19 protein-coding genes and 1 other RNA gene are annotated in these 14,843 nt (G+C 61.3%); 12 read left to right on the top strand and 8 right to left on the bottom strand.

Translation table 11 applies throughout. The annotated features are described in order from the left end of the window. The first annotated feature begins 34 nt into the window (after window positions 1–34). The 9 genes from KZO83_RS11525 (at window position 35) to KZO83_RS11485 (ending at window position 4,234) form a co-directional block, all read left to right on the top strand. Window positions 35–98, top strand: an RNA gene (locus tag KZO83_RS11525) — hammerhead ribozyme type II. Window positions 99–113: 15 nt separating this feature from the next. Next, complete coding sequence (locus KZO83_RS11520) at window positions 114–263, top strand: hypothetical protein (RefSeq protein WP_247620924.1); 150 nt, start codon at window positions 114–116, stop codon at window positions 261–263. 194 nt (window positions 264–457) lie between these two features. Beyond that, window positions 458–1,123 (top strand): hypothetical protein, encoded by a 666-nt coding sequence (locus KZO83_RS11515; RefSeq protein ID WP_247620923.1) that lies wholly within the window; start codon window positions 458–460, stop codon window positions 1,121–1,123. A 121-nt stretch (window positions 1,124–1,244) separates the two neighbouring features. Further along, the gene (locus tag KZO83_RS11510) at window positions 1,245–1,424 is read left to right on the top strand and encodes a hypothetical protein (protein WP_247620922.1); all 180 of its coding nucleotides are present in this window, start codon (window positions 1,245–1,247) and stop codon (window positions 1,422–1,424) included. 2 nt (window positions 1,425–1,426) lie between these two features. Beyond that, window positions 1,427–1,888, top strand: coding sequence for a GNAT family N-acetyltransferase (locus KZO83_RS11505; protein ID WP_247620921.1), 462 nt, complete (start codon window positions 1,427–1,429; stop codon window positions 1,886–1,888). A gap of 108 nt (window positions 1,889–1,996) precedes the next feature. Then, complete coding sequence (locus KZO83_RS11500) at window positions 1,997–2,476, top strand: OsmC family protein (protein WP_247620920.1); 480 nt, start codon at window positions 1,997–1,999, stop codon at window positions 2,474–2,476. 54 nt (window positions 2,477–2,530) lie between these two features. Further along, window positions 2,531–2,860, top strand: coding sequence for a MoaF-related domain-containing protein (locus tag KZO83_RS11495; RefSeq protein WP_247620919.1), 330 nt, complete (start codon window positions 2,531–2,533; stop codon window positions 2,858–2,860). Window positions 2,861–3,029: 169 nt separating this feature from the next. Then, entirely contained in the window at window positions 3,030–3,521 is a 492-nt protein-coding gene (locus KZO83_RS11490; RefSeq protein WP_247620918.1) for a DinB family protein, read from the top strand. 77 nt (window positions 3,522–3,598) lie between these two features. Further along, window positions 3,599–4,234 (top strand): LysE family translocator, encoded by a 636-nt coding sequence (locus KZO83_RS11485; RefSeq protein ID WP_247620917.1) that lies wholly within the window; start codon window positions 3,599–3,601, stop codon window positions 4,232–4,234. 54 nt (window positions 4,235–4,288) lie between these two features. On the opposite strand, the gene KZO83_RS11480 is transcribed toward KZO83_RS11485, so the two are convergent. From KZO83_RS11480 to gpmI, 7 genes are all read right to left on the bottom strand, one after another. Continuing rightward, window positions 4,289–5,161, bottom strand: a complete 873-nt coding sequence (locus KZO83_RS11480; protein ID WP_247620916.1) for a DMT family transporter — start codon at window positions 5,159–5,161, stop codon at window positions 4,289–4,291. A 122-nt stretch (window positions 5,162–5,283) separates the two neighbouring features. Beyond that, window positions 5,284–5,457, bottom strand: a complete 174-nt coding sequence (locus tag KZO83_RS11475; protein WP_179702983.1) for a hypothetical protein — start codon at window positions 5,455–5,457, stop codon at window positions 5,284–5,286. A 77-nt stretch (window positions 5,458–5,534) separates the two neighbouring features. After that, window positions 5,535–6,719: an MFS transporter gene (locus tag KZO83_RS11470; protein ID WP_247620915.1), complete on the bottom strand. Its 1,185-nt coding sequence runs from the start codon at window positions 6,717–6,719 to the stop codon at window positions 5,535–5,537. Window positions 6,720–6,909: 190 nt separating this feature from the next. Then, window positions 6,910–7,437, bottom strand: coding sequence for a TetR/AcrR family transcriptional regulator (locus KZO83_RS11465; RefSeq protein ID WP_247620914.1), 528 nt, complete (start codon window positions 7,435–7,437; stop codon window positions 6,910–6,912). A 120-nt stretch (window positions 7,438–7,557) separates the two neighbouring features. Next, entirely contained in the window at window positions 7,558–8,832 is a 1,275-nt protein-coding gene (locus KZO83_RS11460; RefSeq protein ID WP_247621089.1) for a S41 family peptidase, read from the bottom strand. A gap of 197 nt (window positions 8,833–9,029) precedes the next feature. Continuing rightward, on the bottom strand, window positions 9,030–10,199 hold the full coding sequence (locus tag KZO83_RS11455) for a murein hydrolase activator EnvC family protein (RefSeq protein WP_247620913.1): 1,170 nt from the start codon (window positions 10,197–10,199) through the stop codon (window positions 9,030–9,032). A 29-nt stretch (window positions 10,200–10,228) separates the two neighbouring features. After that, a complete protein-coding gene (gene gpmI / locus KZO83_RS11450) occupies window positions 10,229–11,806 on the bottom strand; it encodes a 2,3-bisphosphoglycerate-independent phosphoglycerate mutase (RefSeq protein WP_247620912.1) in 1,578 nt (525 codons plus the stop codon). 258 nt (window positions 11,807–12,064) lie between these two features. Between gpmI and KZO83_RS11445 the strand changes: the two genes are divergently transcribed. From KZO83_RS11445 to KZO83_RS11435, 3 genes are all read left to right on the top strand, one after another. Then, entirely contained in the window at window positions 12,065–12,484 is a 420-nt protein-coding gene (locus KZO83_RS11445) for a rhodanese-like domain-containing protein (RefSeq protein WP_040240497.1), read from the top strand. Window positions 12,485–12,555: 71 nt separating this feature from the next. Further along, window positions 12,556–13,050, top strand: a complete 495-nt coding sequence (gene secB / locus KZO83_RS11440) for a protein-export chaperone SecB (RefSeq protein WP_040240498.1) — start codon at window positions 12,556–12,558, stop codon at window positions 13,048–13,050. Between the two features lie 3 nt (window positions 13,051–13,053). Then, a complete protein-coding gene (locus tag KZO83_RS11435; RefSeq protein ID WP_075368543.1) occupies window positions 13,054–13,782 on the top strand; it encodes a 16S rRNA (uracil(1498)-N(3))-methyltransferase in 729 nt (242 codons plus the stop codon). A gap of 114 nt (window positions 13,783–13,896) precedes the next feature. On the opposite strand, the gene KZO83_RS11430 is transcribed toward KZO83_RS11435, so the two are convergent. After that, window positions 13,897–14,802 carry a LysR substrate-binding domain-containing protein gene (locus KZO83_RS11430; RefSeq protein ID WP_247620911.1) on the bottom strand — a complete coding sequence of 302 codons (906 nt, stop codon included), beginning with the start codon at window positions 14,800–14,802 and terminating at the stop codon, window positions 13,897–13,899. Window positions 14,803–14,843: the final 41 nt, after the last annotated feature.

Here is a 14,843-nt window from a genome sequence, read left to right as displayed (position 1 = left end):
ATGAGCCGGGCGTTATGCAAAGAAAAAACACTGGTGCCGAAACGCTTGAAATAGCGTCTCTCGGAAATGGCCGACCGAGACTGATGAGGCAGGCCTAAAAAGGAGGAGAAAAAATGGCAGTCAAGCACAAAGAAACTGGCGAAGTGCATCGTGGATCAAAAGGGGGTCACACCGGCTGTGGCTTTGATACTACAAAAAAACCGGATCACTGGGTAGCCAGTTCCGAGCGTATTAATTGCGAAAAAAACGGCTGTAAAAACTAAGCGAAGTTAAATCTACGTATGCGTCATCTAGCGTATAAGCGGTTCATCGTAGTCGTTCGTTAGGTGACGCATGCATAACAGGTCGCTGCAGTTGACTGGCCAAAGCGCTGCCGCGCTTCGGGTTCCCTCCGCAGGCTTCGCCTGCGCCGGCGGCAACTGAGCTTCGTCGTTAGACCTCTGAGGAGCCTCTTTTCATGTCAGACCTTGATTCGAACTCCCGTGATCGTCTTGTTTCGGTAGCCAAAGGCGTAGCGGGAGCCTGTCCGGTAATAGGCCCTATGGCTTCGGAAGCTATAGGCACACTTATTCCGAATCAGCGTTTAGATAGGGTGGTGGAATTCCTGCGCCAGCTTGAGGGCGAAATCACCGCCGTTGATGCCCGCCTCGAGATTTTTGAACGTAATCTCCAAACCCCGAAGGGGCTGGATGTTATGGAGGAGGGATTGATACAGGCCGCGCGATCGGTTGCAGAAGAGCGTAAAGAGAGATTAGCACGATTAGTCGGGCGTAGCCTTACCACAGAGGAAATTAAATACGAAGAATCGCGCAAGCTTCTAAATCTGTTTCGAGAATTGACCGATCCAGAGGTTCTATGGCTTATTTTCTATTCAATGAATCCCACTTTGGGTCGCGGTCCGTACAGCGAGTTAGTGGAGAAACACCCGGACGTTTTAGAACCAGTAAGTCGCGAAATGGGCGCGCCACAGGAGCAGATTGATCGAGGTGCGTTGCAGGACAGCTATAAGAATGCTCTCCTTCGATTCGGACTTATTGAACAAGACGGGCGCTCAAACCGAATAACTACTCTCGGTCGCCTTTTGGTACGTTATATCGGTGAGGATTCAAAGAGCGAGAGCTAACAATGTCATCAACTCGGACATGGACTTCCCCCACTCTAGTGGACACTTCTGGCCTATGATTGGACTTCCCCCACTCTAGTGGACACTTCTGGCCTATGATGAGTGCATAGGAGGAAGCGCCATGAGCAACCAACGTTACATCCCGGAATTCAAGGTGAAGGCGGTGAGGTCGAGGCATCATACCCATCTAGGTGTTCAAGGGGTCGCGGAAGCGCTGGATATTAACCCATTAATGCTGTCACGCATGTTAAAGGAATGTCGAGCAGGAAATAACGTCCTAAAAAATAGCGAGGTAGAGTAGCAATGGAAGAGTATCACTTCCGCGAAGCGCGATCAGATGATCTCGCATCACTAGTCGAAATGCTTGCTGATGATGAACTTGGGCAAACCCGTGAGTCGCCGGGGACGCCGTTGAAAGTCGGCTACATCAGAGCATTCGAAGCTATCCAAAATGATCCAAATAACGAGCTTGTGGTTTGTGAATCGGACGGCCAATTGCTTGGTATGCTCCAAATGACGTTGATCCCTTACCTGACTTATATCGGAAGCTGGCGAGCGTTGGTTGAGGGCGTTCGTGTTGCGTCGTCTAAGCGAGGAGATGGGATTGGTGCCAAGCTTTTCGAGTGGGCAATACAGCGAGCTAAGGAAAAAGGCTGCCTGATCGTCCAATTAACTAGTGACAAGAAAAGGCCGGACGCAATTCGTTTTTACGAGAAGCTTGGTTTTAAAGCGTCGCATGAAGGGATGAAGCTCTGGCTGAACTAGAGAGTGTTTAACAGTTCATTAAAAGCGTTGGCTAAAAGTTCTGCCGCGTTTCAAAAAGAAGCTTGGTTACGACGTTATATAAATAACTTATCTTAGAGGGAGCCACCGATGCCACAAAGAGGCGAGCACAATTATTCTGCTACCGTCGTCTGGACCGGTAATTCAGGCGAAGGTACAAAGCACTACCGCGCCTTCTCGCGCGATCATGAAATAACCTGTGGCGATAAACCAACAATCGCCGGGTCGGCGGATCCGGCATTTCTTGGTGACTCGTCCCGCTATAATCCGGAGGAGCTGTTGCTGAGCTCGCTCTCTGCATGCCACATGCTCTGGTATCTACACCTGTGTGCGGATGCCGGCATCACGGTGTCGAGTTACGAGGATAACGCCGAAGGCCGTATGATTGAGACCAAAAGTGGCGGCGGTCATTTCGATAAAGTGACACTCAAGCCCACCGTCAGCATCGGCCAAAACGACGATAGCGAGCTAGCGACGTCTCTTCATGAGAAAGCGCATTCGCTATGCTTCATTGCGAATTCGGTGAATTTTGAGGTCGCGTGTGAAGCCGACATTCGCTGCGGCCAATGAAGGACTGACAGTGCGTTACGCGTGGACGGGTGCTTTCTGCAAGCAGGAGTGAATATGGAGCCTGAGGTTCGGCCATCACTGCGCGTGGGTGATGTGCTGGAGATCCAGTTCCCAGCCTTTACGCCACGAATCACCATCGAGACGCACAACACGCTCACCGTGGAGATCGTTGCCGGGGATAACCTCGGCTTCGCTGATACGGTCGATTACGAAGCCGTGGCACTGCGTGATGGCTTGATCATGCTTTCTTGGCAAGAGCATATCGGCAGCACCATCGTGCATGTGCTGGATCTTGAAGCGCGTCAGGCGCACACGGTGGTCACGCCGGCAAAAGGCGAGCTGATGCGTTTGGCGGGTCGCATCGAATTCACGTCCGCCTCATGAGGCGTGACGCTGGATAGCACCACGCTCCCAGCGGTGCTATACCCGAGGAGGGCCGAGGCACCGCGATCAGCGCGAAGGCGCATTTAATTCTGGCGTTGGCAGCCTTGATGAGTATCCAGATGAGATATCTGCAGCGTTGGGCGGCGAGACAGATGAGGACGTAAGCCAAATGCATATTCAAACGATGGCGCGATATAACCGCTGGATGAATCAGAAAATCTACGAGTGCTGCTCTGGGTTGTCAGATGAGAAGCGGAAGCGCGATATGGGTGCCTTTTTCAAATCGATTCATGGCACTCTTAACCATTTGCTACTTACTGATCGGGTCTGGATGGGGCGGTTTACGGGTAAGCCATTCCATATCACGTCACTAGATCATGAGCTCTACTCAGACTTCGATGTCCTTCGAAGCGAGCGCGAGGCTGAGGACAACCGCATAATCGAATGGGTAGCCTCGCTTTCTCCGCAAGATTTAGACGAAGACTTGATCTATACCGGCATCGTAAATCCCGTGCTTCGGCGATATCCGCTTTGGTTTGCCCTTTCACATTTCTTTAACCATCAGACACATCATCGTGGCCAGGCTACAACGCTTCTTACGCAGTTGGGCATTGATGTCGGCGTTACCGACCTGATCGGGCTGCCAAGTGATGAGACATAAGCGATTTTGATTCGCTACGCTCACCCTTTGGGCTCTTGGACACAAGCCGTTGACGTAGAAATAAAAGGAATCTCGATATGTTCGATTATTCGTTGGTGCATTGGCTGGCGTTTTTGTCAGCGGCGGTGCTTCTGAACCTTTCTCCGGGGCCGGATATCGCGTTCATGCTAGGCCAGACGCTACGCAGCGGACGTCGACATGGGTTCGCTGCGATGCTCGGGGGGTGGTCAGGAACGGCATTGCATGTGGCCATGGCGGCGGCGGGCCTGTCGGCCATTCTGGCCACATCGGCGTTGGCGTTTTCGGTGATCAAGTGGGTAGGGGCTGTCTATTTGATATGGCTCGGCGTCAAGATGCTGTTATCCAAGGGTGATTCTTTTATTTCCAATGGCGGGGGCCGGGACGCAAAGGCGCAGTCGGTCTATTGGCAAGGAGTGCTGGTGTCCGCGCTGAACCCCAAAGTGGCCATCTTCTTTCTCGCCTTCTTGCCGCAATTCGTCGTGGAAGGTGCCGGGCCGGTGAGTGCCCAGCTGTTCTTGCATGGCAGCTTGATTATCGTGGTCGCGGCTTTTATCGAGCCCCTCTTGGTAATGATGGGGGCGAAGCTGGGCGCTTTCTTGAAGGCAAGTCCGCGAGTCGGGATGTGGATGGATCGCGGCCTTGGTGCCATGTTCGTTGCCTTGGGGGCGCGTCTAGCCGCCAGCACCAGATGACAGCAGGGTGGCGGCGGGGTGTTCCGTCGGCTACATGAATTCCCCGCCCCCGACTCATTCCTTGGGACTCGAGTAGACGCTCAGCGCGGTCACCGTGGCGAGGATCAGCACCATCCCGACGATCTGGATGCTCACCAGGCTTTCGCCGAGGACCACGACACCGAAGAGCGAGGCGGTGACGGGTTCCACCATGGCGACGATGGAGGCCACGGCCGGGGCGGTGTGGTGCAGGCCGTTGACGTAGAAGATGAACGAGAGCCCGGCGCCGAGTATCCCCAGCGTGACGAACAGCGGCCAGTCCGGTGTATGCAGCACGTCCAGGGTTTGGCTGGTATCGCCGAGGCCGGCCAGGAGCATGGCGAGAACCGCGAAGGCGATCACCAGAATGGCCTGCGGGCTGCCGTGCGGCGCCGCGTACTTGAACCCGAAGATGAACACCGCGTAGGAGACCCCGGCCAGCAGCCCGGCGCCCACACCGAGCAGGGTGATCCCGCCCGCACCGACGTCATAGATGCGCGTCAGCAGCACGATGCCGAGCATCACCACCACGATGGCGGCCCACTTCAGCGGCGTGGGTTTTTCGAGCTTGAGCACGAACGAGAGCAGGTAGACGAAGATCGGCGCCGAGTACATCAGGGTCGCCGCCACCGCGACGCTGCCCTGCGAGATGCTGAGGAAGTAAAACGCGAAGTTGCCCGCGACCCCCAGACCGGCCACCGCCGACCAGCCCCAGAGGCGAGGGTTGCTCAACCCGCTATGGCGGGGGCGGATCGCCAGCCAGCCGAGCACGAACACTAGGCCGATGGCGCCCCGGTAGAACGAGACGACGAACGCGTCCCAGTCGTCCGCCATGAGCATGCCGCCGATGCCGCCCGATAAACCCCAGCAAAATGAGGCGAGAACCACGAGTGCCGTTGCACCTGCCATTGAGAGCTCCTGTCGTCAGGGGAAAGTGGAAAATCGACGCATTGTCCGCCGTAAAAAACCGGCATCCCCTGCGGGTCATGCCCACAGGGGATGCCGTCTCGTGCTGTGTGCCTCCAAGTGCATCAGGATCGTACCTTTTCCAGAAGTCGCTGGAGTGTCTTCTTGCTCCAGACGAAGAGCCCGGTAGGCGGCATCGCCGGCATGTACATCACCTTCAGCGCCTGCTCATGCTCGGCCCGGTCGTCGGGTGAACGCTCGTCTCGCTCGCTTTTGCGATACTGCGCCTCGTTATGCATACCTTCTCCTTCTCGCGTTGCCTTCAAGAACCTGACAGGTCCCGTGAGTGCCGCTGCATCTGTCGGGGACGTAGATGTCAGGGGGAAGTGGAAGCCGGTTGGAGCGCCGCGCGCTCGGTGGTCCTGTCGCCGATGAGAGCCGTGGCCACCGCGATCAGCGCAAAGGCGATGAAGCAGACGAGATACCCTCGGCTGCCGATAAGGTAGCCCGCGAGAGGCGAGCCGACGATCTGCCCCACGGCGATCATCAAAAAGGGGAGCCCCAGCCCGATGGCGGGGCGGTCCGCATACAGCCGGATGCCCCAGACGAGATAGACGCCGGTCAGCATGATGTAGGCCGCGCCGAACAGTGCGCCCGAGACGAACACCGCCGCCAGGTTCGAGGGGCTGAGTACCAGCAGCCCGAGCGCACCGGCCATCGCCGCGAGACTGCCGCGATGCACGGTGTTGAGGCCGAAGCGCGCGATCAGGTCGCCCGCCGCGCCACCCACCAAGCCCGCGACGCCGATCAGGATCCAGGCGATGTTGGCCGTGGCCTGCTCGAAGTGCCCCAGCGTGATGACCACCTCGCTCGAGAAGGTCCAGAAGGCGGCGCTGGCCATGCCCATGCCGGTGGCTGCGGCGATCAGCGTCAATGCGCGGGGCCGCCAGAGCCCGCCGGAGCGGTCGTCGTCCTGGCCATCGGCCGCCTTGGCGGTATCGCTGGCGCTGGTGCGTGGCACACTGATCAACAACAGCAGGGCGTTGAGCAACGCGGCGACGGCAAAGGCGGCGTAGGCGAGCCGCCACTGGCCGGTGGCGATGAACGCGACCGGTCCGGAGACGGCGACGCCTAGGCTGGTACCGGCATTGATGACGGTGTTGGCCCGCCCTTGCCGAGGCACGGTGATCGCGCGGGACACCGCCTGCGCCATGGGCGGCGAGGCCAGGCCGGTGCTCGTCCCGGCGAGCAGCACGGCGCCGGCTAGCCATATCGCCTGCGTGCTGACGGCGACGCCCGCCATGCCCACCGCCGCGATCAGGGCGGCGGAGACGGCGATCCGGCGCGGCCCGAAGCGTTCCACCAGCAGCGCGCTGAGCACGATGGCGAGGCAGTAGCCGACATAGGCGCCGCTGCCGATGATGCCGGCCAGGGTTGCGCTCAAGCCGACTTCCTCGCGCATGCTGGGCAGGAACAGCCCGTAGGCGAAGCGCGCCAGGCCGTAGGTGGTGCCGATCAGCATGGTGCCGGCGACGATCAGGCGGCATTCGGTGCGCGTCATGCGGTGTGCTCCCCTCGGCCCGTGGCCGGCATCGTGTTGCTGAATGTAAAACGATCGTTTTCATTACGGACGTATCGAGCCCCGGCGCAGGCGCCGGTCGTGTGTACCTGATGACGCTCGTACGGTCAGCGCTCGGCGGTGTCGCTGGCGGCGGTTGGCGAGCCGCTAGCGTTCGATTCGAGTGCCGCCGTTACGCGATCCGCGCGAGACCGGCCAGCCGGTGCGCCGCCCGCCGTGCGACCTCGACGGTCGCCACGCCGCGATATGCCGCCGCGTGGGTCGCGCCCTCGAACAGCAGTTGAATCGACTCGGCGAGCTCATCGTCCTGCCGACCGATCTCCGCGACGACGATGGCGTCGATCCGCTCCCGCATGCGCTGCTTGTGGCGTGCCATCGCCTCGGCGATCTCCGGCACGTCGCCGCCGGTTTCCCCCCAGGCACGCAGGAACAGACAACCCCGCGCGGCCTCCTGGGCCAACCAGATCTCCAGCGCGCCGAATAACGCATCGACGCTGTCGGTTTCCACCTGGCGGTGGAAGCGGCGGTCGCGCTCGTTCAAGACCGCCGCGATCAGGCCGTTCTTGTTGCCGACGTGCTTGTAGAGCGTGCGGCTCGAGATACCTGCGCCCTGCGTCAGCCGATCCATGCCGGTAGCGGTGAAACCGTGCCTGTCGAAGAGCTGCTCGGCGGTTTCGAGCAATCGTGTGCGAATATCCATACCCGCAGTGTAAAACGGTCACTTTACATGTGCAAGGAAGACCCCAAACAAAACGCCTCCGCGCCGTTTACTTCAAAATAACGGCGCGGGGGCGTTTGCGTTTCAGGTGCGGGTGGGGCGTTAGTCGCCGCTCTGCACGCGGGGCAGGACGTTGAGGGCCTTGAGCAGGTTGAGGGCTTCGCCGAGCTGGTAGTCGCTTTCGGCGAGGGAGCTTTCGCGCTCGGTGCGTTCCCGCTCACCGTTGATGTTGCGCAGATGATTCTCGAGATCCGACTCGCGGATGCTCAGGCCGGTGGCTTCGGCGACCTCGAGGCGACCGCGCACGACTTCGACGTCCGGGGCGATGCCCTGAGCCTGGATCGAACGGCCGTCCGGCGTGTAGTAGAGCGCGGTGGTCAGCTTCAGGCCGTCGCCGTTGTTGAGCGGCAGTACCTGCTGGACGGAGCCTTTGCCAAAGCTTTCGGTGCCCATCAGCACGGCGCGTTGCTGGTCCTGTAGCGCGCCGGCGACGATCTCCGCCGCCGAGGCGCTGCCACCGTTGATCAGCACCACCATGGGTACATCCGGGGCGCTGGTCTGCGTGGAGGCCGAGAAGCGCATGTCGCTGTCCGGCAGGCGGCCTTCGGTGTAGACGATCAGGCCGCTGTCGAGGAACAGGTCGGCGACGTCGACGGCGCTGTCGAGCACACCGCCGGGGTTGTTGCGCAAGTCGAGCACCAGCCCCTTGAGATCGCCGTCGCCTTCCTCGCGCAGTGCGGCGATGGCGTCGAGGGCCTGCTCGCCGGTGCGGCTCTGGAACTGGCTGATGCGCAGGTAGCCATAGCCCGGCGCTAGTAGCTCGTGTTTGACGCTCTCGGTCTGGATGGTCTCGCGCGTCAGGGTGACGTTGCGCGGCGCATCCTCGCCCTCGCGCATGATGGTCAGGCGGATATCCTCGCCCTCGTCGCCGCGCATCATGTCCACGGCTTCCTGCAGCGACATGCTCTCTGTGGGGGTGTCGTCGATGCGCAGGATACGGTCCTGGGCCTGGAGCCCTGCGCGCGCGGCGGGGGTGTCGTCGAGAGGTGCGATGATCGTCAACTGCCCCTCTTGCATACCGACTTCGATGCCGACGCCACTGAATTCGCCCTCGGTGGTTTCGCGCAGCGCTTCGAAGTCGTCCTTGTCGAGATAGGCGGAGTGCGGGTCGAGCTCGCCGAGCATGCCGCGAATGGCGTTGCGCATCAGGGTCGTATCGTCGACTTCGTCGACATAGGTGCGCTTGATGCGCTCGAAGACCTCGGCGAAGGTCTGTACGTCTTCCACGGGAAGAGCGTCATTGTCGGCCGGCGGCTGAGCGTTTTGCTGGGCGTGCGCCGGCAGCGGCAGGGTTAGCGCACCGATCACCAGGGCCATGCCCATTGCTAGCAAGTGACGAACGATGAGACGCGGGGAACGAGGTTGGCTTGCGGTCATGCTGTCTCCACAACGCGGCGGAACGGACTGGTGTCGGTCGGCCTCAAGGGCAGGGCTATGGCAGCGCGAAGATTAACCTGCGCGCCGAGAGTCCAGCATAGCTTTTATGGGGCGACGCAATCCAGCGCGGCGGACGTTCAGCGCCGGGCAATCCAGTCGCTGGGGTCGATGGGGTCGCCATCCTTGCGCACTTCGAAATACAGCGCGGGGCTGTCGCGACCGCCACTGTCGCCGACGGCGGCGAGGGTGTCGCCGCGCGTGACCTGGGCGCCGACCTCGACATCGAAACGTTGCAGGTGGGCGTAGAGCGTCATGACATTGTCGCCATGATCGACGATCAACAGGTTACCGAAACCGCGCATCCAGTTGGCGAACACCACGCGGCCGGCGTGTACGGCGGAGACCGGTGTGCCTGCTGCGGCGCCGATGAGCATGCCGTTGCGGTCGACGCCGTCGCCGTTGCCGTAGGTGGCGAGCATGTTGCCCTGCACGGGCCAGGGCAGTTCGCCCCGGGTTTGGTCGATGTCCGTGGAGGGCGGTGGTTGGTCGAGGCGTTCGAGCTTGGCTTGCATTCGTTCGAGCAGTTGCTGAGCGTCCTCGCGGTTATCGGTGAGCGCGGCCAGCTTGGCTTGCTGGGAGGTGTAGCGTTCCTTGTACTTCGAGAGGATGGCTTCGCGCTCGCTGCGTTGATCGCTGAGCGTTTCGCGACGCTCGGTGAGCTCGCTGGCGAGGTCGTCCAGGCGCTCTTGGTGTGACTGTAGCGCGCTTTGCGTGTCGTCGAGCTGGTCTTCGAGCTTGGCCAGGGCGTCGAGGCGTTGTTGACGCGCCTGGTTGAGATGATTGAGATACTGCTGAAGGCGGTCCAGCCGCGCGGGGTCGGTCTGATTGAGCAGCAGTTTGAGCTGTGGCGTGGGGCCGAGCCGGTATAGCGCGTTGAGTTGTGTGGCCAGCGCAGCGCGTTGCTGGCGGCGTTCTTCCTCGAGGGTCTGGCGCTGCTGCTTGAGCTCGGCGACTTCCTGGTCGAGTTGATCCTGCTCGCGTTGCAGGCCTGTCAGCCGCTGTTGGGTATCGGCCAGCTCGGTTTCAACCTCGCGTAATTCGTCCTGCGCGCTATCGCGTTCATCGCGGGTGCCCTCGAGGCGCGACTCGGCGTTCTGGATATCGCTTCCCAGGGCCTCGAGTTGGCGTTTGACCGCCTCCGGCGAGTTCTGCGCCCAGACGCTGGTAGCGCCCAGCGACAGCCACGCACACGAGATCGCCATGGCACAGGCCATGGCGATTCGCTTGCCAGACGTTGGCGCCGTCATACGCCGACTCCGCAATACACGCACACCGTTCAGGGCGTATCCACCAGCACGCGGCCGGTCATTTCCTCGGGCACCGACTCGTGCATCATCGTCAGCAGGGTCGGGGCCAAATCGCACAGGCTGCCGTCATCCGCCAGCGTGGCGCCGGCGCGTGGCGTGACATAGACCAGCGGCACTTGAAAGGTGGTGTGCGCCGTTTGCGGATTGCCGGTCTCGGGATGCACCATCTGCTCGGCGTTGCCGTGATCGGCGGTGACCAGACACTCGCCGCCGGCACGCTCGATGGCGTCGATCACCCGGCCCAGGCAGACATCCACCGCCTCGATGGCCTTGACCGCGGCATCGAAGTCGCCGCTGTGGCCGACCATGTCGCCGTTGGCGTAGTTGCACACCACCAGATCGTACGTGCCGGCATCAATGGCCGCGACCAGCTTGTCGGTAAGCTCGTAAGCGCTCATCTCCGGCTTCTCGTCGTACGTCTTGACGTCCTGCGGCGAGGGGATCAGCTCGCGAGTCTCGCCGTCGAACTCGTCTTCGCGGCCGCCGGAGAAGAAGAAGGTGACGTGGGCGTACTTCTCGGTCTCGGCGATGCGTAGCTGCTTCAGGCCGCGCTTGGCGACGGTCTCGCCCAAGGTGTTGACCAGATCGGTGGGCGGAAAGGCCACCGGCGCCGGAATGTTCGCGGCGTACTCGGTGAGCATCACCAGCCCTTCGTGAGCCAGCTTGGGCCGTGCCTGGCGAGTAAAGCCGCTGAAGTCGTCCTCGGCGAAGGCGCGGGTCAGCTCGCGGGCGCGGTCGGCGCGGAAGTTCAGGAACAGCGCGGCATCGCCGTCGGCCATGCGCACCGGCTCGCCGTGCGGGCGGATGCTGGTGGCGGCGACGAATTCGTCGGTTTCGTCACGTTCGTAGGCGGCGTCCAGCCCGGCCTCGGCACTGGTGGCGACCTGCTGGCCTTCACCCTCGACGATGACGCGATAGGCTTGCTCGACACGGTCCCAGCGATTGTCGCGGTCCATGGCGTAGTAACGGCCGACGATCGAAGCGACGTAGGCGTTGTCGGCGCCGAACAGCTCGGCGAGCCGTGCATTGGCACGTTCCAGCGAGGGGCGGGCGCTCTTGGGCGCGGTATCGCGACCGTCGAGGAAGGCATGCAGATAGACGTGCTTGGCGCCACGTTCGGCGGCCAGCGCAGCCACGGCGAGGATGTGATCCTCGTGGCTGTGGACGCCGCCTGGCGAGAGCAAACCGAGTAGATGCACGGCGCGACCGGCGGCCACAGCGGCGTCGATGGGCGCCGTCAGCGCGGTGTTGGAGGCCAGTTCACCGTCTTCAATGGCCTTGGTGATACGCGTGAAGTCCTGATAGACGATACGCCCGGCGCCGAGGTTCATGTGGCCGACTTCGGAGTTGCCCATCTGGCCGTCGGGCAGCCCGACGTACTTGCCATCGGTGTGCAGCAAGGCGGAGGGGTAGCGTTGTTTCAGCGCGTCCATGACCGGCGTCTTGGCGCTGTAGACGGCGTTGTACTCGGTGTCATCGTTCTGGCCGTAGCCATCGAGGATCAACAGCGCAACGGGCCGGGGACGCTGGGTGTGGGTATCTGCCATAACATGCCTCGCGGGAATCTGATGGGCGTCGCATCGGCGCATCCGGCCGATGACCCCATGAAGCGGCAGTGCCGCTGCGGGGTTCGCGACTCACGTCTCCTTGCGGCATCATAACGCAGTCACGACAGAGCGTCAGCCGCGTCGGTGGGGCCGGACGCTCGCGCATGGCTCATGTATACTAAGGCGCCCGCCGGGGCATGCGGCGTTCGCCGAGCGCACACGACGCCGACAGACACACAACGAGAGTTATCCGCACCCATGATCGATCAGTTATTCGAATTCGTGCAAAACCACCTGCTACTGTCAGGCGCTTTTCTGGTGGTACTGGTGGCATGGATCGCCTACGAGCTGAAAGGCTCGAACAGCGGCGTCTCGCCGTCCGAAGCCACCTCGCTGATCAATCGCGAGGAGGGGCTGTTTCTGGATATCCGCGAGGTCAAGGACTTCAAGGCGGGGCATATCGCCGGTGCCCGCAATATTCCCAAGGGCCGTTTGGGGGATCGCCTCAAAGAGCTCGAGGACTACAAGGAAAAGCCGGTGGTGGTGGTATGCCAGCACGGCCAGCACTCCGGCGCTGCCGTGGGGCAGTTGACCCAGGCTGGCTTCACCCGCGCGGCCAAGCTCAAGGGCGGTATGACCCAGTGGCAGTCCGATGAGTTGCCGGTGGTCCGCAAGTAAGCGATACACTGGCGGGGCGGCGCACGCCGGGCCCCGCGTCTCATGCATAGATAAGTCAAAGGAAGTGCAACATGGCGGAAGACAACAATCAGGCCGCTCAAGGTGGCAACGACACGCAGAACCAGCTGCAATTTTCCATGCAGCGTATTTACGTCAAGGATGTCTCCTTCGAGTCGCCCAATGCGCCGAGCGTGTTCCAGAACGCGTTCAAGCCCAAGGTGGGGCTCGATCTCAACACCACCAGCGAACAGGTCGGTGAAAACCTCTACGAGGTCGTGGTCAAGGTGACGGCGCAGGTCACCAACAACGAAGACGGCGCCACGGCGTTTCTCGTCGAAGTGGAACAGGCCGGTTTGTTCCGCATCGCCGGCTTGAGCGACGACCAGCTCGACCACACCCTGGGCGCGTTCTGCCCCAATATGCTGTTCCCCTATGCGCGCGAGTGCATCGACAACCTGGTCAATCGCGGCAGCTTCCCGCCGCTGATGCTGTCACCGGTCAACTTCGAGGCGATGTACGCCCAGAAGAAGAAGCGTGAGAGCGAAGCCGCCGAGAACGTGCAGTAAGCGATGGCCGGACCGCGCATTCATGTGGCGGCCACGTTGGTCGCCGCAGCGGAAATCACCCTGCCCGAAGGTGCCTCGCGCCACGTGGCGGGCGCGCTACGCCTGCGTGAAGGCGCGGCATTGCGTCTGTTCGATGGCGAGGGCCATGAAGCCGAGGCCGAAATCGTCAGTGTGGGGCGTCGCGAGGTACGCGTTCGGGTCACCGCCGTGACCGAGAGTGGCGCCGAGTCGCCGCTGGCGGTGCACCTGGGCCAGGCGATTTCCAAGGGCGACCGCATGGACTACGCGATCCAGAAGGCCACCGAGCTCGGCGTCGCGGCCATCACCCCGCTCTACACCGAGCACGGCGACGTGCGCCTCAAGGGTGAGCGCGAAGCCAAGAAGCTCGCCCACTGGCAGGCCGTCGCGGTCAGCGCCTGCGAGCAATGCGGACGCAGCCGCGTGCCCACCGTGCATCCCCCGCAAACGCTCGACGCCTGGCTAGCAACGCGTGACGAAACGCTGCGCCTCGTCCTGCATCCTTCCACCGACACTGCCTGGCAACACGCCAGCGACGTCACTCGCGTCGCACTGCTCGTCGGCCCTGAAGGCGGACTATCGCCCAACGAAGTCGACGCCGCCCACGCCGCCGACTTCACCGCTCTCACCCTCGGCCCCCGCATCCTGCGTACCGAGACCGCCCCCGTCGTCGCCCTTACGCTGCTCCAGCATCACTTTGGCGATTTGGGGTAGTTAGGTCGGCTTCAATAGGTGTGGCCAGCATCGAAGACCTCCCGGAAGATGCGCGGCACGATCACGAACGGAACGGTCGCATGTCCCGTATTATTCTTAACGCCAGGCCTGGATCTAGGTGCTGGCTTGCAAGCCTTCTGGCTCGTTTGCCTGTTGAGCCTGTGCTGTTTTGCCGAGCGCATCGATTAGCCAGTCACGGAATGCGCGTTTACGAGCATCGGAGTCGATAGACGAGGGCGACAGTAGCCAATAAGACGAACCGTCGGCGATGAAGCCCATGGGGGCAACGAGCTCACCTGTCTCAATCTGATCGGCGACCATATAGATCGAGCCCATGGCAAAGCCCAGCCCGGCACGCGCAGCTTGGAGACTGAGATAGAAGTGCTCGAATTCGATTTCTCGATCGATGCTCGTGGTCTGTCGAAAGCGAGACCTCCATGGGGTCCATGCCGATGGCCGTGATGCCGTGTGGAGTATCGTCTGCCTTGCGTTGGCTGATGCTGGCAGCCCAGGCGAAGCTACAACGCCGGTGATTTCATCCGCTACGCGGTAGGTGAAAACGTCTGGGTCCCATTCGAAATCGTCCCGACGTAGCGCCAGATCGATCGAGGTAGCCTGGAAATCCATAGGCCCGCCGGCAGCGAACAGATGGAGCGTGATATCGGGATGCTGGGCGTAGAAATCTGGCAGTCGGGGTATTAGCCACTGCATGGTGATCGTAGGTTCGCATGACACTACTAACGGCGCGTCGGACGCGGCGGGCTTTTCGAAAGTGGTCAATGCGCTTGAGAGCGTATCGAAAAGGCTCTGACTCACGCGATACAGCTCGGCACCTTTGGTCGTCAGGCGTACTGAATTGTGTTGGCGATCGAAAAGTTGGGCACCGAGCTCTTGCTCAAGATCCCTTATTCGCTTGCTCACTGCGCCGGGCGTTACAAACAGGCGCTCCGCAGCAACTGTCATGTTTTCTGCTCGGGCAACCGCCACGAACACACGCAGCGCATCTAGAGATCTGATCATGCTGTGCTCCTTGCACTCATCCATGGCATGAGAAAAGTTCA

It is taken from the genome of Chromohalobacter moromii (assembly GCF_023091865.1).
Taxonomy (GTDB): domain Bacteria; phylum Pseudomonadota; class Gammaproteobacteria; order Pseudomonadales; family Halomonadaceae; genus Chromohalobacter; species Chromohalobacter moromii.
The sequence above is the reverse complement of the archived record's forward strand: the minus strand, read 5'-3'. Positions and strand labels throughout refer to the sequence as shown.